A 23168-nucleotide genomic window follows, 5' to 3' on the forward strand; every position below is an offset into this window, starting at 1 on the left:
TTTGGACGAGTTGATGGCGCACTGCGAGAGCAGTGACGTGAGGGCTCGTCGCGTCCCGGTGGACTACGCCTCCCATACCTGGCATGTGGAGGCGATCGAGGCGGAGCTGGCGCGGGTGCTCGCGGCTGTGGAGCCGCGTGCGGGTGAGGTGCCGTTCTTCTCCACGACGGAGGCGGAGGTGATCGACACGGCACGGCTGGACGGCGGGTACTGGTACCGGAATCTGCGGCAGCGGGTGCGTTTCGCGGACGCCGTCGCAGGTCTGGTGGAGCAGGGGTTCGGTGCGTTCGTCGAGGTCAGCTCGCATCCGGTGCTGGGCATGGCGGTCCAGGAGGCCGCCCCGGACGCGGTCGTGGTGGGCACTCTGCGCCGTGACAAGGGCGACGCCCACCGTTTCCTGACCTCCCTGGCCGAGGCATGGGTGCGTGGCATCCCGGTGGACTGGACGGCCGTTCTGGCCGGGCAGGACGCCCGCACGGTCCCGCTGCCGACGTACGCCTTCCAGCACCGCCCCTTCTGGTTCGAGCCCGATACCCCGCAGCTCGTCGCCGCGACCGGCGGTGTCCAGGACTCGGCGGACGCCGAGTTCTGGGCGGCCGTCGAGGAGCAGGACGTCGAAGCACTGACCGGTGTGCTCGACGTCGCCGAGGACACCGGGCAGGAGGCGCTGGCCCAAGCGCTGCCCGTGCTGTCGGCCTGGCGCCGGGGCCGCCGCGCCGCGGCCACCATCGACTCCTGGCGCTACCGCGTCGCCTGGCGGCCGACGGCCGATCCCACCCCCACCACGCTGGAAGGGACCTGGCTGGTCGTCGTCCCCGCGAGCCACGCCGGCACCGAACTCGTCCAGGTCTGCCTGGAGGGGCTCGCCACGCACGGGGCTCAGACCGTGCCCCTGTTCGTCGACTCCTCCGACACCGACCGCGAGCGGCTGGCCGCCCTGCTGACCGACGCGGCCCGGCACAGCGGTGTCGACTCCGGCCAGTTCGACGGTGTGCTCTCCTTCCTCGGGCTCGATGAGCACCCGTACCCCGAACAGCCCGGACTCGCGGCCGGTCTGGTGGCCGGGCTGGCGCTGATCCAGGCGTGCGGCGACACCGGTGTACGTGCCCCGCTGTGGCTGGTCACCAGCGGGGCCGTCACCACGGGCGACAGCGACCCCCTGCGCAACCCCGTGCAGAACGGCACCTGGGGCATGGGCAGGGTCGCCGCTCTGGAACACCCCGAGTTCTGGGGTGGCCTCGTCGACCTTCCGGAGAAGCCCGACGAGCGGACCGCCGCCCGGCTGTGCGGGATCCTCGCCGACTCCGACTCCGACTCCGCCGCCGAGGACCAGGTGGCCATCCGCCGGACCGGCATCCTGATCCGCCGACTGGCCCGGGTCCCCGCAGGCGCCACCGGCGACGGTCTCCGCAGCTGGACCTCGCGCGGCACCGCGCTGATCACCGGCGGCACCGGTGGCCTCGGCGGGCACACCGCCCGCTGGCTCGCCCGCAACGGCACCGAGCACCTCGTCCTGGTCAGCCGACGCGGCGCGGACGCACCCGGTGCCGCCGAGCTGGAAGCCGAGCTGCGCGCCCTGGGCGCCCGCGTCACCATCGCCTCCTGCGACATCGCCGACCGGGACGCCCTGGCCACGCTGATCGAGCGGGTCGAGGCCGACGGGCCGCCCATCCGCACCGTCGTGCACACCGCCGGCGTCGGCATCCTCATCCCGCTGGCCACCACCACGCTCCAGGAATTCGCCGACGGTGCCGAGGCCAAGCTGTCGGGCGTCGCGCACCTCGACGAACTCTTCTCCGACGACCGGCTCGACGCCTTCGTCGTCTTCTCCTCCGTGGCCGGTGTCTGGGGCAGCGGCGACCACGGTGCGTACGCGGCGGCCAACGCCTACGCCGACGCGGTCGCCGAGCACCGGCGGGCCCGCGGACTGGCCGGTACGTCGATCGCCTGGGGCATCTGGAGCGACGAGGGCGGCGGCATGGCCCTCGAGATCGTCCAGGAGCAACTGCGCTGGCGCGGTATCCCCTTCATGGACCCGGCCCTCGCGGTCATGGGGATGCAGCAGGTACTGGACCGCGACGAGTGCTTCGTCGCCGTCGCCGACATCGACTGGGAACGCTTCGTCCCCGTCTTCACCGCCGCCCGCCCCCGCCCCCTGCTCACCGAGGTGCCCGAGGTCGCCGAGATCCTGCGCGCCGAGGAGGACCGCCACCGGCCGGACGCGTCGGCCACGGCGAGTTCCGGTCTCGTCGACCGGCTGCGCGGTCTGGCCCCCGACGAACAGCAGCAGGCCGTACTCGACCTGGTACGCGCCCAGGTCGCCGGAGTGCTCGGGCACGGCAGCCCGAACAGCGTCGAAGTGGGCCGGGCCTTCCGGGAATTGGGCTTCGACTCGCTGACCTCGGTCGAACTGCGCAACCGCCTGAACGCGGCCACCGGCCTGCGCCTGCCGGTCACCGTGATCTTCGACCGGCCCACGGTCACCGCGCTGGCCCGCCACGTGCGCGAGGAACTGCTCGGAGACTCCGCCGCCCTTCCCGTGCCCGCCGTCTCCGCGGCACCGGACCGCGGGCCCGCCGCGGACGACGACCCGATCGTCATCGTCTCGATGAGCTGCCGCTACCCCGGCGGCGCCGACAGCCCCGAGGAACTGTGGCGGATCCTCGCCGAAGGCCGGGACGTGATCGACGCCTTCCCCGACGACCGCGACTGGGACCTCGAGGCCCTCTACGACCCGGACCCGGACCGCGAGGGCACCTGCTACGCCCGTGAGGGCGGCTTCGTCTACGACGCCGCCGACTTCGACCCCGGCTTCTTCGGCATCTCGCCGCGCGAGGCCGTCGCCATGGACCCGCAGCAGCGCCTGCTGCTGGAGACCTCCTGGGAGGTACTGGAACGGGCCGGGCTCGTCCCCGAGGAACTGCGCGGCACTCCCGTCGGCGTGTTCGTGGGCGCCGCCAACCAGGGCTTCGGCGGCCTGGACAACCTGCCCGAGGGCGTCGAGGGGCACATCGTCACCGGCAGCGCCACCAGCGTGTTGTCCGGCCGGATCGCCTACACCCTCGGCCTGGAGGGCAGCGCGGTGACCATAGACACCGCCTGCTCGTCCTCCCTGGTCGCCCTCCACATGGCGGTCCAGGCGCTGCGCTCCGGCGAGTGCTCCATGGCCCTGGCGGGCGGCGTCGCCGTGATGGTCGAGCCCATCGGCTTCATCGGCTTCGCCCGGACCCGTGGTGTCGCCAAGGACGGCCGTTCGAAGGCGTTCGCCAAGGCCGCAGACGGCATGGGCCTCGCCGAGGGCGCGGGCATGGTGCTCCTGGAGCGCCTCTCGGACGCCCGACGCAACGGTCATCCCGTGCTGGCCGTGGTCCGCTCCACCGCCCTCAACCAGGACGGCGCGAGCAACGGCCTCAGCGCCCCCAGCGGCCCCGCCCAGCAGCAGGTGATCCGGGCGGCGCTCGCCAAGGCCGGGCTGTCGCCGGCTGACGTCGACGCGGTGGAGGCGCACGGCACGGGCACGACCCTGGGCGACCCGATCGAGGCGCAGGCGCTCCTCGCCACGTACGGACGGGGCCGGGATCCGGAACGGCCGTTGTGGCTGGGCTCGTTGAAGTCCAACATCGGCCACACCCAGGCTGCCTCCGGTGTCGGCGGTGTGATGAAGATGGTGCTGGCGCTGCAGCACGGGCTCCTTCCGCCGACGCTGCACGTCGACGAGCCGACTCCGCACGTCGACTGGTCGGCGGGGGCGGTGTCGCTGCTGACCGAGGCCGTGGAGTGGCCGCAGGCCGAAGGCCGTCCGCGCCGCGCCGGCGTGTCGTCCTTCGGAGTGAGTGGCACCAACGCGCATGTGGTGTTGGAGGAGGCTCCGGTTCTGCCGGGGGTCGAGTCGGGCCGTGCGGGTGCCGGCATGTCGCCGGTGTTGGTGGCTGGTGGTGTGGTGCCGTGGGTGGTGTCGGGCCGTGGCGGTGAGGGCCTCGCGGGTCAGGCGGGCCGCCTGACCTCGGTCGTGGGTGGGGTGCGGCCGGTGGATGTGGCGTGGTCGTTGGCGGCGACGCGTACGGCGTTCGAGAACCGGGCTGTGGTCCTGGGCGGTGAGTCGGCTGAACTCGCGTCGGGGCTGGGCGTGGTGGCTGATGGTGGGGTTGTCGGTTCGGGTGTGGTGCGGGGTGCGGTGACGGGTGGTGCTGACCGGGTGGTGTTCGTGTTCCCGGGTCAGGGTGCCCAGTGGGTGGGTATGGGTCGGGAGTTGTGGGGTGTGTCGCCGGTGTTCGCGGCGTCGATGGAGGCGTGTGAGCGGGCGTTGGCTCCGCATGTGGGGTGGTCGCTGAGTGAGGTGGTGCGGGGTGCGGCCGAGCTGGTGGATGTGGATGTGGTGCAGCCGGTGTCGTGGGCGGTGATGGTGTCGCTCGCGGCGGTGTGGCGTGCGTGCGGTGTCGAGCCGTCGGTGGTGGTGGGGCATTCGCAGGGGGAGATCGCTGCTGCGGTGGTGGCGGGTGGTCTGTCGTTGGAGGACGGCGCGCGGGTGGTGGCGTTGCGGTCGCGGGCGATCCGTGAGATCGCCGGACGCGGCGGCATGGTCTCGGTCTCCCTTTCCCTCACCGGGGTCGAGGAGCTGCTGGCCGGCTGGTCGGGTCGGGTTGATGTGGCGGCGGTGAATGGTCCGGCGTCGGTGGTCGTGGCCGGTGACGCGGACGCGTTGGACGAGCTGATGGCGCACTGCGAGGCGCAGGAGATCCGCGCGCGCCGCATCCCGGTGGACTACGCCTCCCACACCTGGCACGTCGAGACGATCGAGAACGAGCTGGCGCGTGTCCTGGCGGCCGTGGAGCCGCGTTCGGGCCAGGTGCCGTTCTTCTCCACCACCGAGGCGGAGGTCGTCGACACGGCTCTGCTGGATGGGGGGTACTGGTATCGGAACCTGCGTCAGCGGGTGCGTTTCGCGGATGCTGTCCAGGGTCTGGTGGAGCAGGGGTACGGGGCGTTCGTCGAGGTCAGTTCCCACCCGGTGCTCGGGATGGCGGTCCAGGAGGCCGCACCGGACGCGGTCGTGGTGGGCACGCTGCGTCGTGACAACGGTGATGCGCACCGTCTGCTGACCTCCCTGGCGGAGGCATGGGTGCGAGGTGTCCCCGTCGACTGGACGGCCGTCCTGGCCGGACAGGACGCCCGCACGGTCCCGCTGCCCACCTACGCCTTCCAACGTCGGCGCTACTGGCTGGAGAAGACGGCTCCCGTGGCGGTTTCGGTCTCCGGGCAGGACGCGGTGGACGCCCGTTTCTGGGAGGCCGTCGAGCGCGAGGACCTGGAAGCGCTGGCGGAGACGCTGCGCGTGTCCGACAGTGAGTCGCTGGCCGGTGTCCTTCCCGCGTTGTCGGGGTGGCGCCGCGAGCAGGCGGCCCGGTCGGTGGTGGACGGCTGGCGGTACAAGGTGGTCTGGAAGCCGGTCGGCCGGGATGTCCGGGACGCCGCCCTGAGCGGCGTCTGGCTGCTCGTCGTCCCGCAGGGACACCACGACACCGCTCTGGTCACCACCCTCTTTGACGGGCTGGCCGCCCAAGGCGCCGAGGTGACCACCCTGGAGGTGGCCGCCGGTGTCGGCCGGGAACAGCTCACCGCACTGCTCGGTACCGTCGTGAGCGACGACGGCAGTGCCCGTCCGGCCGGGGTGCTGTCGCTGCTGGCGCTGGACGAGTCGCCGTACGCGCCCGGCACCGCACTCGACAACGGGCTCGCCCTCACCACGGCCCTGGTGCAGGCGCTCGGTGACGCGGGCGTGACCGCGCCGCTGTGGATCGCCACCCGCGGCGCGGTGTGCACCGGCCGTGCCGACCGTCCGGCCGCTCCCGTCCAGGCGCAGGCCTGGGGGCTCGGCCGCATCGCCGCGCTGGAGTACCCGCAGCGCTTCGGCGGGCTGGTCGACCTGCCGGCGGAGCTGGACGACCGTGCCCTCGTCCGGCTGGTGGCGGCCCTGTCCGGGGCCGTGCAGGAGGACCAGGTGGCCGTCCGGGGTTCCGCCCTGTTCACGCGGCGCCTGGAGCGGGCCGTGCTGCCCGATCCCGCGCCCGCCGCGTGGACGCCGACCGGCACCGTGCTGGTGACCGGCGGAACCGGGGGCGTGGGGGCCCAGGTCGCCCGCTGGCTGGCCCGCAACGGCGCCGGTCATCTGCTGCTGGTCGGACGCCGGGGCCCGGACGCGCCCGGCGCGGCGGAGCTGGAGGCGGAGCTGACCGCACTGGGCGCCCGCGTGACGCTCGCCGCGTGCGACGCGGCCGACCGCGACCAGCTGGCCGCGCTGCTGGCCGCCGTACCCGCGGACCAGCCGCTCACCGCGGTCGTGCACGCGGCCGCGGTGCTCGACGACGGCGTGCTGGACGGCCTCACCCCCGAGCGTGCCGAGACGGTGCTGCGGCCCAAGGTGGCGGCGGCGCTGCACCTGCACGAGCTGACCCGGGACCTGGAACTGGACGCGTTCGTGCTGTTCTCCTCGCTCGCGGGCACGCTCGGCGGCCCCGGCCAGGGCAGTTACGCGGCCGCCAACGCGTTCCTCGACGCGCTCGCCCGGCAGCGGCATGCCGACGGGCTGCCCGCCACGTCGGTCGCCTGGGGCGCCTGGGGTGGCGGCGGTCTGGCCTCCGGCGACACCGGAGAGCGGCTCGCCCGGGCCGGTATGCCCGCGATGGAACCCGAGTCGGCCCTGACGGGGCTTCAGCAGGCCGTGTCCGCCGGTGAACCGGTGCTGGCGCTGGCCGACGTACGGTGGGAGACGTACGCGTTCGCCCACTCCGACCGTGCCCCGCGGGTCCTCGCCGACCTGCCCGAGGTACGGGCGGCCCTGGCGACGCGCGGCACACCCGTGACGGACGGCGGCGACGGCAACGCGCTCACGGGGCGCCTGGCCGGCCTTCCGTACGACGACCAGCGGCGTGAACTGCTCTCTCTGGTACGGACGTTGGCCGCCGCGGCGCTCGGGTACACCGGCGCCGACCAGGTCGACGAGGAGCGGGCCTTCCGTGACCTCGGCTTCGACTCGCTCACCGCGGTGGCCCTGCGCAACACCATCGCCGAGAGCACCGGACTCCGGCTGCCGGTCACCCTGGTCTTCGACCACCCGACCGCCGTCGCGCTCGCGGCGAAGCTGCACGAGGAGCTGTTCGGCGCCGCAGGCCTGCCCGCCGACCCGGCACCGGCCGGCACACTCCGGCCGGTCGCGACGGACGACGACCCCGTGGTGATCGTCTCGATGGGCTGCCGCTACCCCGGTGGGGTGGACGGCCCGGAGGACCTGTGGCGGCTGCTCGCGCAGGGCGGTGACGCCGTGTCCGCCTTCCCCGAGGACCGCGGCTGGGACCTCGACGGCGCCTTCGACCCCGACCCGGACCGTCCGGGCACCTTCTACGCCCGCGGCGGCGGATTCCTGTACGACGCGCACCACTTCGACCCGGAGTTCTTCGGTATGAGCCCGCGCGAGGCGCTGGCCGTGGACCCGCAGCAGCGGCTGCTGCTGGAGACGTCGTGGGAGGCGTTCGAGCGGGCCGGTATCGACCCGAGGACGGTGCGCGGCAGCGCCACCGGGGTGTTCGTCGGCTCCAACTACCACGACTACGGCTCCCGGGTGCAGCGCGCCCCGAAGGACTTCGAGGGCTACCTGGCCACCGGAAGCGCCGGCAGCGTGGCCTCGGGGCGGATCTCGTACACCTTCGGTCTGGAGGGGCCGGCCGTCACCGTCGACACCGCCTGCTCCTCGTCCCTGGTGGCCCTGCACATGGCCGCGCAGGCACTGCGCTCCGGTGAGTGCACCATGGCGCTGGCCGGCGGGGTCACGGTGATCTCCTCGCTGGACACCTTCATCGAGTTCAGCCGGCAGCGCGCCCTGTCCCCGGACGGCCGCTGCAAGGCGTTCTCCGACGACGCCGACGGCGCGGGCTGGGCCGAGGGCGTCGGCGTGGTGCTGCTGGAGCGGCTCTCCGACGCCCGGCGCAACGGCCACCCCGTCCTCGCGGTGCTCGCCGGTTCGGCGGTCAACCAGGACGGCGCCAGCAACGGCCTCACCGCGCCGAGCGGCCCGGCCCAGCAGCGCGTCATCCGTCAGGCGCTGGCCGCCGCCGGGCTCTCCCCGGCCGACGTCGACGCCGTCGAGTCGCACGGCACCGGCACCCGGCTCGGCGACCCCATCGAGGCCCAGGCGCTGATGGCGACGTACGGTCAGGACCGGCCCGCGGACCGGCCGCTGCTGCTCGGCGCCCTGAAGTCCAACATCGGGCACACCCAGGCCGCCGCCGGTGTCGGCGGTGTGATCAAGATGGTGCTGGCGATGCGGCACGGTGTGCTGCCGCGCACCCTGCACGCCGACCGGCCCTCGACCAGCATCGACTGGACCGAGGGGGCGGTGGCGCTCCTGACGGAGGCGGTCGAGTGGCCTGAGGACGCGGGGCGTCCGCGCCGGGCCGGCGTGTCGGCCTTCGGCATCAGCGGCACCAACGCCCATGTGATCCTGGAGCAGCCGCCCGTCGAGGCGCCCGGGACGTCGGACCGGTCCCCGCGGCCGGCCGCCGAGGCGGAGACGCCTGAAGCTCCCGCGGCCGCCGGGGTGGTCCCCTGGGTGCTCTCCGCACGGGGCGCCGACGCCCTGCGCGCCCAGGCCGTCCGGCTGCTCGCCCACCTGGAGGACCCGGAAGGGGAACACACCGCCACACCTCTCGACATCGCGCACACCCTCGCCCTCGGGCGCACCGGCTTCGACCACCGAGCGGCCGCCGTCGGCCGCGACCATGACGAACTCCGGGCCGCCGTAAGGGCATTGGCCGAGGACCGGGAGGCTCCCGGACTGGTGCGCGGGGTGCGGCGCCGAGGCGGACGCACCGCGTTCCTCTTCAGCGGCCAGGGCAGCCAGCGACCGGGCACGGGCCGTGATCTGTACGCCGCCCACCCGGTGTTCGCCGACGCCCTCGACGCAGTCTGCGCCGAACTCGACCGTGACCTCGAACGGCCGCTGAAGGAGGTGCTGTTCGCCCCGGCCGGTACCCCCGACGCCGAGCTGCTGGACCGCACCGCCTACACGCAGGCCGCGCTGTTCGCCCTGGAAGTGGCCCAGTACCGGCTGTTGGAGCACTGGGGGCTGCGCCCGGACATCGTGGTCGGCCACTCCATCGGCGAACTGGCCGCCGCCCATGTCGCCGGGGTGTTCGACCTCGCCGGCGCCTGCCGTCTGGTCGCGGCCCGGGGCCGGCTGATGCAGCAACTGCCCGACGGCGGCGCCATGCTGGCCGTCCAGGCGGGCGAGGCGGAGGTCGTGGAAGCCCTGCGCACCTACGAGGACCGGGTCTCCCTCGCCGCCGTCAACGGCCCGGCGTCCGTGGTCGTCTCCGGCGACGAGGACGCCGTGGAGGAACTCGCCGAGGCATGGCGCGAGGCCGGGCTGCGCACCAAGCGGCTGACGGTGTCCCACGCCTTCCACTCGCCGCGCATGGAACCGATGCAGGCCCGCTTCGCGGCCGCAGCCCGCGAGACGACGTACACGCCCCCGAGCGTGCCCGTCGTCTGCGACCTCACCGGCGAACTCGCCGACTCCGGGCAGCTGGAGGGCGTCGACTACTGGGTTCGCCATGTGCGCGGTACGGTCCGCTGGGCCGACGTCGTCGCCACCCTGGAGGGGCAGGGCGTCACCGCCTACCTCGAACTGGGCCCCGACGCGGTGCTCACCGCCATGACCCGCGACTGTCTCGCCGAGCCGCAGGCCGCCGTCGTCACACCGCTGCTGCGCCGCGACCGGTCCGAGGAGACGGCGGTCACGACCGCCGTCGCCACGCTCCACGTGCACGGCGCGGGCCCCGACTGGGCCCGGTACTTCGCCGGTCGTCCGGTGCGCCGGGCCGAGCTGCCGACGTACGCCTTCCAGCACGCCCGGTACTGGCTCGACGCCGACCCCGGCGTCCCGGACCTCGCCGCCGCCGGGCTCTCCGCCGGGGAGCATCCGCTGCTCGCCGCGGGCACGGCCCTCGCGGGCGGCGACGGCTACCTGCTCACCGGACGGCTGTCGCTCAGCAGCCATCCCTGGCTCGCCGACCACGCGGTCTCCGGCACCGCGATCCTGCCCGGCACGGCCTTCCTGGAGCTGGCCCTGCTGGCCGCCGACCGGGTCGGCTGCACCGTCGTCGACGAACTCACCCTGGAGGCGCCGCTCGTGCTGCCCGAACAGGGTGCCGTGCACCTCCAGGTCACCGTCGGAGAGACCGGCGAGCAGGGGGTGCGCGCCGTGACCGTGCACTCCCGCCCGGACGACGCGGCGGACGACGAGCCCTGGACCCGCCACGCGCTCGGTCAACTCAGCCCCGCGGGGCCCCCGGCCGACGACGTCCCGCTCGGGCCGTGGCCGCCGCAGGGTGCCGAGGAGATCGCGGTGGACGGGCTCTACGACCGCTTCGCCGCCGGCGGTTTCGGTTACGGACCCGCGTTCCAGGGGCTGACCGCCGCCTGGAGGCACGGCGAGGACGTGTACGCCGAGGTCGAGCCGCCCGCCGAGGTCGCCGCCGACCTCGGTGGCTACGGGCTGCACCCCGCCCTGCTGGACGCCGCCCTGCAGACCGTCGGACTGACCACGAGCGCCGCGTCCGGTCCCGCGCTCATGCCGTTCAGCTGGACCGGTGTACGGCTGCACGCGCGGGGAGCCGGCGCGCTGCGGGTGCGTCTCGTCCCGGCCGGCCCCGACACGGTCGCGCTGACCGTCGCCGATCCCGCGGGCAGTCCCGTCGTCACGGTGAGCGGACTGACCCTGCGCCCCCTGCCCGCCGGGCACCTCGCGGACACCGCCCGGGCCGCCGCCCGTCATCTCTACGAACTGGAGTGGGTGACCCCGGCCGCCGTACCCGCCCGGCCCGCCGCCGGGTTCGCCGTCCTGGACGGCGACGGCGACCCCGCTCTCCGGGAGGCCCTGACCGCCGCCGGGTTCACCGCCGCAGCCCACCCCGACCTGGACGGCCTCGCCCGCGCCGTCGCCGTCGGTGACCTCTCGGTACCCGGGACGGTGCTGGCCTCCGTGCCCGGTCTCGGTGACGACACGGCGGGGCTGCCGGCCGGAACCGAGGCGGCCGCCGCCGTGCGCCGGGTGACCGGCCACGTGCTGCGGCTGCTCCAGGAGTGGCTCGCCGACGACACCTTCAACGCCACCCGCCTGGTGCTGGTCACCCGGCGCGCCGTGACCGTCGACGACGGCGACCGGGCGCCCGACCCGGTGACGGCGGCCGTATGGGGTCTGGTGCGCACCGCGCAGACCGAGAACCCGGACCGGTTCCTGCTCCTCGACTGGGACGGTGCCCAGGAGTCGTACCGGGCGCTGCCCGTGGCGGCCCGCCACGAGGAACCGCAGGTCACCCTCCGCAAGGGCGAGTCGCGGGTGCCGCGGCTGGTCCGTGCGCGGCTGTCCCAGCCCGCCGACGGCGACACCGGTGCGCCGCTCGACCCGGACGGCACCGTCCTGGTCACCGGGGCCACCGGCGCCCTCGGCGGCCTCGTCGCCCGGCACCTGGCCGACCGGCACGGTGCCCGGCACCTGCTGCTCGTCGGCCGCCGCGGCCCCGCCGCGCCCGGCGCCCGGGAACTCCTCGACGACCTGACCGCGCTCGGCGCCCGAGCCGAACTCGTCGCCTGCGACACCTCCGACCGGGAGGCGCTGGCCGCACTGCTCGCCACGGTCCCCGCGGAGCACCCGCTCACCGCCGTGGTGCACACCGCGGGTGTCCTCGACGACGGTGTCATCGGTTCCCTCACCCAGGAACGACTCGACACGGTGCTCGCCGCCAAGGCCGACACCGCGCTGCATCTGCACGAACTGACCCGGGACAGCGAGCTGCGCGCCTTCGTGCTCTACTCCTCGCTGGCCGGCGTCCTCGGCGGCTCGGGACAGGGCAACTACGCGGCGGCCAACGCCTTCCTCGACGCCTTCGCCCGGCAGCGGCGCGCCCACGGCCTGCCCGCCCAGTCACTGGCGTGGGGCCTGTGGGAGGAGCGGTCGGCCATGACCGGCAAGCTGGACCAGGCCGACCTGGTGCGGATGGCGCGCGGCGGCGTCGTCCCGATGCCGTCCGAGCAGGCCCTCGGCCTCTTCGACGCCGCCCTGGCGGCCGACCGGGCGGTGCTGGTCCCGGCCCGCTTCGACACGGCCGGGCTGCGGACACCCGACGGGGAGGTCCCGGCCCTGCTGCGGTCCCTCGTCAAGCCCGCCCCCGGCCGCCGCACCTCCGCTGCCGGAGCCGACGGAGCCGCGCCCGCCGAGCGGCTGCGCCGCAGGCTCGCGGAGCTGGACGCCGAGGCGCGCCTCGCGGTGCTGGCGGACCTCGTCCGCGACCATGCGGCGGCCGTCCTCGGCTACGCCGACTCCGAGGCGGTGGACCCCGAACGCGGCTTCCTGGAGATGGGCTTCGACTCGCTGACCGCCGTCGAGCTGCGCAACAGGCTCACCACCGCGACCGGGCTCAGGCTGCCGGCCACACTGCTGTTCGACTACCCGACGCCCCTCGGGCTGGCCCGCCACCTGCAGACCGAGACCGCGCCGGGCGCCGCGGCGGCCGTACAGCCGATGCTGGCGGAACTCGACCGGCTGGAGGGCGCGTTGGCGGAGATCGCCGGAGACGAGCAGGTGCGCTCCGCACTGGCCGGGCGGCTGCGCGGACTGCTGTCCACGCTGGACACGGCCGCACCCGGCGGCACCACGTCGGCATCCGCCGGGGGCGGCCACGATGACCAGGGCGGGCCCCCGGAGGCGGCCGTCGAGGAGCGGATCGACGCGGCCAGCGACGACGACCTCTTCGACTTCATCGACCAGCAGTTCGGGTCCGCGTGACCGGATCCCGACGGTAACCCGCCCGCGCGGCCGGCCCTGCGTGCCGTCCTGCGTCCCTCGTCACTGATGGAACGTCAATTGTCCTGCCAGATATAGGACTTCACCTAACAGATGCCGTGATCGGCCCATGTGGGGTGGCGTTCGGTGAATCGTTGCCCCGGGGCCGCCCTTCGGTCCCGGTGCGGCCATCGGGCTGTGAAAGGAGCTGGAGGCCATGGAGCGAGCGGCAGTCGTCGCCGGACTCGGGGGCTGGGTACCCCCCACCGTCGTCAGCAACGACCAACTGGCGGAGGTCCTCGACACCAGCGACGAGTGGATCCGCCGCCGTACCGGCATCCGGGAGCGCCGCTGGGTCTCACCGGGGCAGTCCACCGGCGACCTGGCCGTGGAGGCCGGGCGGCGGGCGCTGGCCTCCGCCGGGCTGGAGGGCGTGGACGCGGTGGTCCTCGCCACCAGTTCCCCGGACCGGCACTGTCCCGCGACCGCGCCCGAGGTGGCCACCCGGCTGGGACTCGGGCCGGTTCCGGCGTTCGACGTGGCGGCGGTGTGCACCGGTTTTGTGTACGCCCTCGCGACGGGCGCCGGCCTGGTCGCGCTCGGCGCCGCCGAGACCGTGCTGGTCGTCGGCGCCGACGCGTTCTCCACGCTCCTCGCCCCGGACGACCGCTCGACCCGGGTGATCTTCGGTGACGGTGGCGGCGCGGTGGTGCTGCGCGCCGGGTCGTCGACCGAACCCGGGGCGCTCACCGGGCTGAACCTCGGCAGCGACGGCAGCCTCAGCGATCTGATCGAGGTGCCGGCCGGCGGGTCCCGGCAGCGCTCCACGGGCGTGCCGGCCAAGACCGAGGACACCTACTTCACGATGCAGGGACAGACCGTCTACGCACAGGCGGTGCGGCGGATGGCGGAGTCCGTCCAGGAGACCGTCGAACGCACCGGGTGGAACCTGGCGGAGATCGACTCCTTCGTGCTGCACCAGGCCAACGCCCGGATCCTGGCGGCCGTCGCCCGGCGGCTCGGCCGGCCGCCGGAGCGGTTCCTCTCCAACATCGAGACACGGGGCAACACGGTCGCCGCCTCGATCCCCCTGGCCCTGGCCGACGGGGTCGCCTCCGGTGAGCTGCGCCCCGGGCACAAGGTGGTGCTGGCCGGCTTCGGCGGCGGCCTCACCTGGGGATCGATGGCGCTGGTCTGGCCCCGCCTCGCAGCGCACCGGACGGTGTCGCCGGAGCCCGCGGCCGCCGCGACGGAGGTCGGCATGCCCTGATCGATGCACGCTGCCCCCGAAGCCCCCGAAGCCCCCGAAGCCCCCGAAGCCCCCGAAGCCCCCGAAGCCCCCGAAGCCGAGCCCCGGAAGCCCCCGAAGCCCCGGAACCACGTGACCAGGAGGAACGTTGGCCGCGGAGTCGATCGTCGCCCAGTTGCTGACGCCTGAGGGACGAGCCGATCCCTACCCGCTGTACGAGCGCGCCCACGCACTCGGACCCGCTGTGCCGGCCGGTGACGGTCTGCTGCTGGTCAGCGGCTACGACGCCTGCCGACAGGCGCTGCGCAGTCCGGGCCTGGGGGCCGACATCAATCTGGTGACCTGGGGCGCCGACATCGCCGTACACCCTTCGCTGGCCCTGCTGAGCCGTTCCCTTCTGGTCGCCAACCCGCCCCACCACGGGCGGCTGCGTTCGCCGATGTCCCAGGTGTTTACCGCCCGACGGATGGCGGCCCTGGAAGCGGGGATCGCCGGTATCACCGACGCCCTGCTCGACACCCTCGCGGAGGCCGGCTCCACCCCGGTGGACTTCATGGACGCCTTCGCGTTCCCCCTGCCCGCCCATGTCATCTGCGACCTGCTGGGAGTCCCCGTCGAGGACCGGCACCGGTTCCGGGGCTACGCCGCCGACCTGATGGCCACTCTGGAACTGCTCGCCGACCCCTCCGGCCTGGAAGCCGCCGACCGTGCGGCGCTCGAGGTCCACCGGTACTTCACCGAGCTGGCCGACAAGCGACGGGCCGAGCCGCGCGACGACCTGGTCACCGCCATGGTGACGGCGCGCGACGAGGGGGTGTTGCACGACGACGAGGAGCTCGTGGCGAACCTCGCCAGTCTGCTGCTGGCCGGATTCGAGACCACCACCTACCTCCTCGGCAACGGTCTGCAACTGCTGTTCGAGCACCCCGCGACGATGGCCGGCCTGCGTGCCGGAACGGTCCCGGTGCAGGGATTCGTCGAGGAGGTGCTGCGCCACGATTCACCGGTGCAGGTGAGCAACCGGGCCGTGCTGACCGACGGCGTCCGCGTCGGGGGCGTGCCGGTGCCGGTGGGCAGCCATGTGGTGCTGCTGCTGGGCGCCGCCAACCGCGATCCGGCCCGCTACGAGGACCCGGACCGCTTCGATCCCCACCGTCAGGACATCCAGCCGCTCAGCTTCGGCGGGGGAGCGCACCACTGTCTCGGCGCCATGCTGGCCCGGCTGGAGGCGGCCACCGCCTTCAGCCGGCTGCTGGCGCGGTTCCCCGCCCTGCGCCCGGCCCCCGGAGACGGGCCGGCCCGCCGTGACCGGCTCGTCCTGCGCGGTCACCAGAGCCTGCCGGTCGTCCTGACCTGAGACGAACGACCGGCGATTTCCAGCGAAGTTGCCACGGCGCCCGACTCGAAGGGTTTCGCCCGGTCCCGCCGTGAGACGTCCGGTGAGGTCGCTCGCAAGCCATGCGGAGGAATCAAGTTGTCGCTCACCACGGAATCCGAACACCAGTCCCTCGGGATTCTGTCGCCCTCCAGCGAGGAGTCCCTGATCGCCCGGTGCGCCGGTGGAAAGGGCAGAAACCTGCACGCCCTGACCGCGGCCGGCTTCCAGGTGCCGGACTGGTCGGTGATCGGCCTCGACGTCTTCGCCGGCTTCTCCCGGAACAGCGGACTCGACGAGCGTCTGGCCCGGCTGCTCGCCGACGGCTGGGACACCGCGGCCGGGCGGGTCGCCGCCGAGATCGCCGCCCTCGTCGGGGCGACACCCCTCGACGAGCGCACTGCCTCGGCCATCGCCCTGGCCTACCGGCAGGCCGGCGGCGGCCTGGTGGCCGTGCGCTCGTCCGGCCGGGAGGAGGACGGCACCGAGCACTCCTTCGCCGGCCAGTTCGACAGCTTCCTCAACGTCAGCGGCCTGGACGAGGTCACCGCCCATGTCCGCCGGTGCTGGGCCTCCGGATTCTCCGAACGGTCCCTGCGCTACCGCGCGCAGCGCGGACTGCCGCCCGACACCGGTGGCGTCGCCGTCATCGTCCAGCGCATGGTGCCCGCGGAGCGCAGCGGCGTGCTGTTCACCGCCGACCCGACGGCCGGCCGGACGGACCGCCATGTGGTCAGCGCCGTCCACGGTCTGGGGGAGGGACTGGTCTCCGGCGCGGTCGACGCCGACACCGTCGTCCTCGACGCCACCACCGGCGAACCGCTCAGCACGGTGATCGGCGACAAGCAGGAACGCTACGACGCCGGCACCGGACCGGGCTGCACCGTGTCGCCGGTCACCGACGAGGACCGCGAGGCGCTGTCCCTGACCGCCGACGACCTGGCCCTGCTGCACGCCGCCGGGGTGCGCGCGACCGCCCACTACGGCGCCCCGCAGGACATCGAATGGGCCATCGCCGACGGCACCCTGTGGCTCCTGCAGAGCCGCCCCGTCACCTCCCTCGGTGACCGGCCCGGCACCGCGCCGGAACCCGAGGGGGAGCTGCGGATCTGGGACAACTCCAACATCATCGAAAGCTTCAGCGGCGTCGTCTCCCCGCTCACCTACAGCTTCGCCGCCGACACCTACGCCAAGGTGTACGAGAGTTACGCCCGCGCCCTGGGCGTCCGGGGCGAGCAGCTCCGTGAGGTCCAGGAGTGGACCCCGCACCTGCTCGGATACGTCCACGGACGCGTCTACTACAACCTGTACCACTGGTACCGCATGGTGCGCCTGGCGCCGCTGTATCCGCTCAACCGCCGGGTGCTGGAGAAGTCGCTGGGCGTCGCGGAGAACATCTCCGACGAGACCGCCGACGCCCTGCACCCGTTCACACCACGGCCCGGGCTGCGCGGCCGCATCGCCCGGCTGGCCCGTACGGCAGTCTTCGCCCGGCGCTTCCTGACCATCGGGAAGTCCGTGGAGACCTTCCACCGCGACTTCTACCGGGCGTACGAGGTCTTCAACCACGTCGACTACGACGCGCTGCCCGGTGACGAGACCTACCGCCGCTTCCGCCGGCTGCAGAAGGAACTCATCGAGAAGTGGGGCCCCATGCAGGCCCTGGACGCCACGATCCTGCTCTCCGTCGGCCTGCTGGCCCTGCTCACCCGCCGATGGCTGCCCGACGCCCCCGAGTGGTTCACCTGGGCCGCGGCCGCTCCCGGCGGCGACGTCGAGTCCGCCGAACCGGCCTGGGCCCTGGCCGAACTGGCCACAAAGGTGCGCGCGGACGACGAGGCGCGGCACCTGCTGGAGCACACCCCCGACGCCGACGCCTACCAGGCACTGGCCGAGGCAGGCCACACCGGCATCGTGGCCGCCGTCGACGCCTACGTCGCCTCCTACGGCTACCGCAGCCCCGACGAGCTCAAGCTCGAGGTCCCCGACCTGTACGAGAACCCGGCCGGGCTGTTCACCCTGCTGCGCGACGCCCTGCCCGAGACCCGGGGCGGCGGCGCGGGCGAGCACCGGGGCGAGGCCGACGCCTACCTCGACCGGCATCTGCGCGGTCCCCGCCGCTGGGTGTACGAGCGGGTTCGGCGCAAGGCCCGCGCCGCCCTCACCGACCGCGAACGGCTCCGGTTCTGCCGCACCCGCGCCTTCGGCGCCGCCAAACGGATGCTGCGCGCCCTGGGCCGCGACCTCGCCCACGCCGGTGCCCTCACCGCCTGGGACGACGTGTTCATGCTGCGCCTGGAGGAGGTCCGGGGCGCCTACGAGGGCATGATCGCCCACACCGAGCTGAAGGACCTGGCCGTCCTGCGGCGCACCCGGCTCGCCGCGGACGCCGCGCTGCACGCGCCGGCCCGCTTCACCACCCGGGGCGCACCCTACTGGTCGGGCAACCTGGAACGGGCCGGCTGGGGCAGCGGGCCCGCCGCCCGCAGCGGCGCGCGTGAACTGCGCGGCACCCCCTGCTGCCCCGGAGTCGTCGAAGGACCCGCGGTGGTCACCGACACGCCCCGCGACATCGGCGGCGGCATCCTGCTCACCTACCGCACCGACCCCGGCTGGGTGGCCGCACTGCCCTCGGCCGCCGCGCTGGTCATCGAACGCGGCAGCCCGCTGACCCATGTCGCCGTCGTCGCACGGGAGTTGGGCATTCCGACGGTGGTCCAGGTCAGGAACGCCACCACCGAGATCCGCACCGGCAGCCTCCTGCGCGTCGACGGCGCCGCCGGCACGGTCACCGTACTCGCCGGTCCGCCCGACGGCGGCGCGTCCGCCGCGACCCCGGACACTCCCAGGACGGAGACACATCCGTGATCCTCACCGAGGACGAACTGCAGGACCTGCTCGACAAGGCGCTCGCCGAACTCCCCCCGGGCGCCGACTGGGCGGTGGTGCTCGAGGGCTCCATCGCGGAGGGCTTCGGCAACCCCTCCTCCGACATCGACTTCCTGCTCATCGCCCGGTCCGAGGACGACCTGCCCACCATGCCGTCGCTGCTCTTCGTCGACGGCCGCAGGGTGGAGATCCGCACCCGGTCGGTGCGCCAGCTCGCCGACCAGTTCCGCGCACTGACGGAGGGCGCCGGACGCCCCGGCCGGCTCTCCGAGGATCTGCTCAACCGATGCCAGCGGCTGCTGAACAGCCATCCGCTGCGCGGCCATGGCCTGGTCGACGAGGTCAAGGCGATGCTGCCGATGGAGCGGTTCGCCCGGATCGCCGCCGACTGGTGGGCGTATCAGGCCCGGCAGTCCCTGCGGCACGCGATGGCGCTGCTCTGCCTCGGTGAGACCGACGAGGCGGTCGACTGGACCCGCGCCGGACTCCTGCAGACCATCAAGTCCTGGGCGGCCGGGCAGAACGAGACCTACCTCGAACCCAAGTGGCTGTCCATGCAGCTCGACCGGGCCGGCCGGCCCGACGTGCGCGACCGCTACTGGGAGCTGGAGGCGGCCGCCCCCGCACCCGGCGACACCCACGCCGCCCGGACGCACCTGACCGCCTGCCTCGGCTTCGCCGGGGAACTCGGCCTCACCGGCGTCCCCTGGCGGCCCGAGCGGCTCACCGTCGAACGCGTCGCGGGCGTGACCACCTGGCAGACCGACGCGCGGGTGCACGTGGTCCGCGCGCGGCGCGAGGTGTTCGCCCTCGGCGAGCACGCCGGAGCGGTCTGGCGCTCCCTGGTCCTGGGCCGGCCGCTGCCCCAGGTACTGGCCGCCGCCTCGGACACCGGTGTCGCCGAACCCGGCCCGCTGCTGGCCGCGTTCGTGCGCTACGGGCTGATCCGGCTGGCCTGGAAGGGCGGCGGCACCGTGACACCGGCGCTGCCGCTCGCCGCGCCACCCGGCCCCGTCACCCCGCCGCCGTCCACCGCGCAGCCGCTGCTGTCGGTGCGGGGCGCGGCCGTCAGCGGCCCCGAGGCCATCGACCTCGTGCCGCTGCCCGCCGAGCGGTTCGCCGCCGCCACCATGGCCCTGGTGTGGTCCAACGTCGTCGTCGAGAACGCCGTCGAGGACCTGACCGGCGCCCTCCAGCGAGGCCAGTGGCGGGTCGCCGAGCTCACCGCCCGCCGCGCTGTGCACGCCGCGCTGCGCGGCCTGTTCAGCGCGTACGGCGTCAACCCGCTGCCCGCCGACTCCGACCTCGTCCGCCGTATCGGCCTGCTGCCGCCCGCCACCCTGCCGCTGGGGACGCGCGCCGGGGAACTCCTGCGCCGCACCATCGACTCGCCGGAGATCGGCCAGGAGGTCCTCGCGGATCTGCGCGACTACGTCGCCCTGGTGCGCGGCACGGCGGGCGCCGACGCCTTCCCGCTCTCCTTCGACTCCGCGGACACCTGGCGGGCCACGCTGGAGCTCGGCTACGACTGGCTGCGCATCGGCGCGTACCTCGACGCGGCACTGCCCCTCGAGGAAGCCCGCGACCTGCTCGCCAGCAACGGCACCCAGCCCCACCAGGCCGCCTGAGCCCCGCCGCCCCCTCCTGGAGGACCGATCGATGCCCGACCCGATGACCGTGCTGGTGACCGGTGCCAGCGGCTTCGTCGGCGCGGAGGTGACCGCCCGGCTCACCGGCGCGGGCCACACCGTGCTCACCCTGCTGCACAGCAACGGCGACATCGTCCGCAACAACGGCCGGAGACTCACCCCCGGGCCGGGCACCCTCACCCGGATCTCCGGTGACGTCACCCGCCCCGGCCTCGGTCTGACCGAGGACGACCGCAGGCTCGCCGCGACCGCCGACCGGATCGTGCACTGCGCCGCCGTCACCGACTTCGGACTGCCCGACGAGCGGTACGAGAGCGTCAACGTCGCCGGCACCCGGCACGTCCTGGACCTCGCCCTGGCCCACCGCACCCCGACGGTGCACGTCAGTACGGCCTATGTGTGCGGGGAGCGTGACGGCGTCGCCCTCGAGGACGAGCTCGACGTCGGCCAGCGGCCCGGCAACGGCTACGAGAGGAGCAAACTCACCGCGGAGACCATGGTCCGCAAGGCCGCCGCGGAGGGTCTGCCGGTGACCGTGGTGCGCCCCAGCATCGTCACCGGCGCCGCCCGCACCGGCCGCTCCCGTGACTTCAAGACCGTCTACCCCGTGCTCAAGATCATCACCAGGGGCCTGGTGCGCACCATACCCGGCCACTACGACGCCGCCCTGGACCTCGTGCCGGTCGACCACGTGGCCGACCTGGTGACGGAGGCCGCCACCCGCTTCGAGAGCGCCGAGGGCCTCACTCTGCACGCGGTCGGCCAGGTGCTGACCCTGCGGGACTTCTCCGACGTCCTCGCCGAGTACCCGTCCTTCCAGGTGGCGAGGTTCGTCCCCCCGGCCACGTTCTCCGCGTCGGCCCTGTCCGACCGCGAACGCCCCTACTACGACCGTGTCATCTCCCTCTACGACACCTACTTCCGGCGGCGCGTCCGCTTCGACGACAGCCGGGCCGCCGCCTTCAGCGGGCGTCCGGCGTACGCGGGCGGACGGCCCTACCTGCGCCGCCTCCTCGACCACTGCCTCAAGGTCGGCTACCTCGGTGCGCCCCCGCCCCGGGAGCCGGCCGCGAGCCCGACGGACGGGAGCACCCCGTGACGACCCACCGCGACCACCACCCCGAGCCGGTCCACGGCATCCCGGTCTCGCCGCTGCTCACCTGCCACCCGGAGAAACAGCGGCTCTACGGCGCGGACACCTACTACCAGGAGAGCTACGAACAGCTCGCCGCCCTCACCGACGACGCCACCGCCTTCGCCCACCGCCACGCCGCGCTGCTGCTGAAGCCCGACGCCGTGGTGGCCCGGACGCTGGACGCGGCCGTGGAGTGGCTGGCCGAGCAGGACTTCCGGATCGTCGGCGCGGCGACCACCCGGCTGACCCGGACCATGATCCGCTCCCTGTGGTACTTCCAGTGGAACCTCGCCACCCCCTACCGCAGGCGGCTCGCCGCGCTCTTCCTGGAGGACGCGGACGCCCTCGTCCTGCTCGTCCGCCCCGGACGCGACAGCGACATCCCGGCCTCGGTCCGCCTCACCCGGCTGAAGGGGCCCACCGACCCCGAAGCCCGGGTGCCCGGCCAGCTCCGCCACCTGCTCGGCCGCTACAGCTACCTGCTCAACCTCGTGCACACCCCCGACGAACCCGCCGACGTGCTGCGCGAATTGGCCGTCCACTTCGACCACGCCGAGCGGGAGCGCCTCTTCCGCTCCGCGCTGGCGGACGAGGACCGCACCGGCCACGCCCTCGACCTGGCCGACGAGCTGTACGCCAACACCAAGCCCCGCGACCTCGACTTCGAGCCCGCCGCCGAACGCCTGCGCGCCGCGCTCTGCGGCCGGCCCGGCCTCGACCCCCACGCCACCCCGCGTCAACTCCTGGAACACGCCTGGGAGCACGGCCTCGACATCGATCCGTGGGACACCGTCATCGTCGGATCCAAGGTGCTCCCCATGCGGCAGCCGGGTCGCGCACCGGTACTGGACGGCGCCGGCGTCGACCAGTGGCGCCGCCACCTGGACGCCGTTCGCGGCACCCTGAACTGAACGAGGAGCCGCCATGCAGTTCGCCCGGACACTCCCGAGGGAACTGGTGCACCGGGCAGCGATCGCGGAGGTCTTCCTGACCGACGCGGAGCGCCTCGGCGAGGACGAGGTGCGGCTGGCCGCGCAGCTTCCCCGCCTCCACCCCTTCTACGGCGACGTCCTCGGCCCCCGCAGCCACCACGACCCCCTGCTGCTGCTGGAGGCCTGCCGCCAGGGCATCTTCGTGGTGGCCCACCGCCACCTCGACATACCCCTGGGGCACAAGTTCCTGTTGCGGACGGTCGAGTACGAGGTGCCCGATCCCGACGCCCTGGCCTGCGGGGACACCCCGACCGAAGCGGTCATCGGCGTCCGTGTCGAGTACCGGATCCGCAACCGGACCGGCGTGACGGGCCTGCGACTGCGCTTCACCGCGGCCATCGGCGCGCGGCAGGCCCTGCTGGCCCGCATCGACTACGCATGGATGCCACCGGAGAAGTGGACCCGCCTGCGGGCCGGGCAGCGCCACGCCCTCGGCCTGGGCGAAACGCCCGTCGCGCGGCCCGGACGGCCCGTCGCCCCCGGCCGGGTCGGCCGGCGCGACCGCGCCAACGCGGTGATCACGCCGCCGCACACCTCGCCCGACGGCGTCCGCACGGCCCAGCTGGCCGCCGAGACCACCCACCCGACCCTCTACGACCACTGGGTCGACCACGTTCCCGGCATGCTGGAACTGGAGGCGGTCCGGCAACTGGCCCTGATCGCCGCCGTGGCCGAGGGCGCGGTCCGCGCTCCCACGGCGCTGCCGGTCCGCCTGCGGGCCCGGTTCCGCTGCTTCGCCGAGATGGACCTGCCCCTGGAGTGCCGGACCGCCCCGGTGGTGCCGGGCGCCGACCTCGAGTGCACCCTGCACCAGCCCGGCGCCCTGGTCGCCGAGGCCCGCATCGGGTTCGCCGACCGGAACACGGCCGGCCTGGCCGGCGCGCTCGCGGCCCCGGCACCCCACGCGCACGTCTGAGCGCCCCCATGACGGAAGACACCGGAACCCGTACCCGAGACAGAGGACACCCCTCAGTGAGCGCCGTCGCCTGGCCCCGTGTCCCCGGCCGGCTGGGCCGATTCGTGCTGCGCATGTTCCGGCCCCAC

At 74.0% G+C, this 23168-nt stretch carries 8 protein-coding genes; all 8 read left to right on the forward strand.

Annotated features, from left to right (window positions below):
• Nucleotides 1-10: 10 nt before the first annotated feature.
• The 8 genes from AQJ64_RS43880 (at nt 11) to AQJ64_RS43915 (ending at nt 23040) form a co-directional block, all read left to right on the forward strand.
• Nucleotides 11-12838, forward strand: coding sequence for a type I polyketide synthase (locus tag AQJ64_RS43880; RefSeq protein ID WP_280529302.1), 12828 nt, complete (start codon nt 11-13; stop codon nt 12836-12838).
• Nucleotides 12839-13052: 214 nt separating this feature from the next.
• The gene (locus AQJ64_RS43885) at nt 13053-14105 is read left to right on the forward strand and encodes a beta-ketoacyl-ACP synthase III (protein WP_055633946.1); all 1053 of its coding nucleotides are present in this window, start codon (nt 13053-13055) and stop codon (nt 14103-14105) included.
• A 127-nt stretch (nt 14106-14232) separates the two neighbouring features.
• The gene (locus tag AQJ64_RS43890; protein ID WP_055633855.1) at nt 14233-15441 is read left to right on the forward strand and encodes a cytochrome P450; all 1209 of its coding nucleotides are present in this window, start codon (nt 14233-14235) and stop codon (nt 15439-15441) included.
• Nucleotides 15442-15558: 117 nt separating this feature from the next.
• Nucleotides 15559-18327 carry a phosphoenolpyruvate synthase gene (locus AQJ64_RS43895; protein WP_240512604.1) on the forward strand — a complete coding sequence of 923 codons (2769 nt, stop codon included), beginning with the start codon at nt 15559-15561 and terminating at the stop codon, nt 18325-18327.
• Nucleotides 18324-19976 (forward strand): nucleotidyltransferase domain-containing protein, encoded by a 1653-nt coding sequence (locus AQJ64_RS43900; protein WP_055633854.1) that lies wholly within the window; start codon nt 18324-18326, stop codon nt 19974-19976. The genes AQJ64_RS43895 and AQJ64_RS43900 overlap by 4 nt, the downstream gene beginning before the upstream one ends.
• 31 nt (nt 19977-20007) lie before the next feature.
• The gene (locus AQJ64_RS43905) at nt 20008-21096 is read left to right on the forward strand and encodes an SDR family oxidoreductase (RefSeq protein ID WP_055633853.1); all 1089 of its coding nucleotides are present in this window, start codon (nt 20008-20010) and stop codon (nt 21094-21096) included.
• Nucleotides 21093-22043, forward strand: a complete 951-nt coding sequence (locus AQJ64_RS43910) for a nucleoside-diphosphate kinase (RefSeq protein ID WP_240512603.1) — start codon at nt 21093-21095, stop codon at nt 22041-22043. Before AQJ64_RS43905 ends, AQJ64_RS43910 begins: the two co-directional genes overlap by 4 nt.
• Before the next feature lie 13 nt (nt 22044-22056).
• The gene (locus AQJ64_RS43915; RefSeq protein WP_055633852.1) at nt 22057-23040 is read left to right on the forward strand and encodes a ScbA/BarX family gamma-butyrolactone biosynthesis protein; all 984 of its coding nucleotides are present in this window, start codon (nt 22057-22059) and stop codon (nt 23038-23040) included.
• Nucleotides 23041-23168: the final 128 nt, after the last annotated feature.

Origin of the sequence: Streptomyces griseoruber, from assembly GCF_001514205.1 — a bacterium.
Classification (GTDB): Bacteria; Actinomycetota; Actinomycetes; order Streptomycetales; family Streptomycetaceae; genus Streptomyces; species Streptomyces griseoruber.

Excerpts from the sequence above, each read along its gene's own strand:
- AQJ64_RS43915 (WP_055633852.1), top strand. The coding sequence starts at position 22,057 with ATGCAGTTCGCCCGGACACTCCCGAGGGAACTGGTGCACCGGGCAGCG.
- AQJ64_RS43905 (WP_055633853.1), top strand. The coding sequence starts at position 20,008 with ATGCCCGACCCGATGACCGTGCTGGTGACCGGTGCCAGCGGCTTCGTC.
- AQJ64_RS43885 (WP_055633946.1), top strand. The coding sequence starts at position 13,053 with ATGGAGCGAGCGGCAGTCGTCGCCGGACTCGGGGGCTGGGTACCCCCC.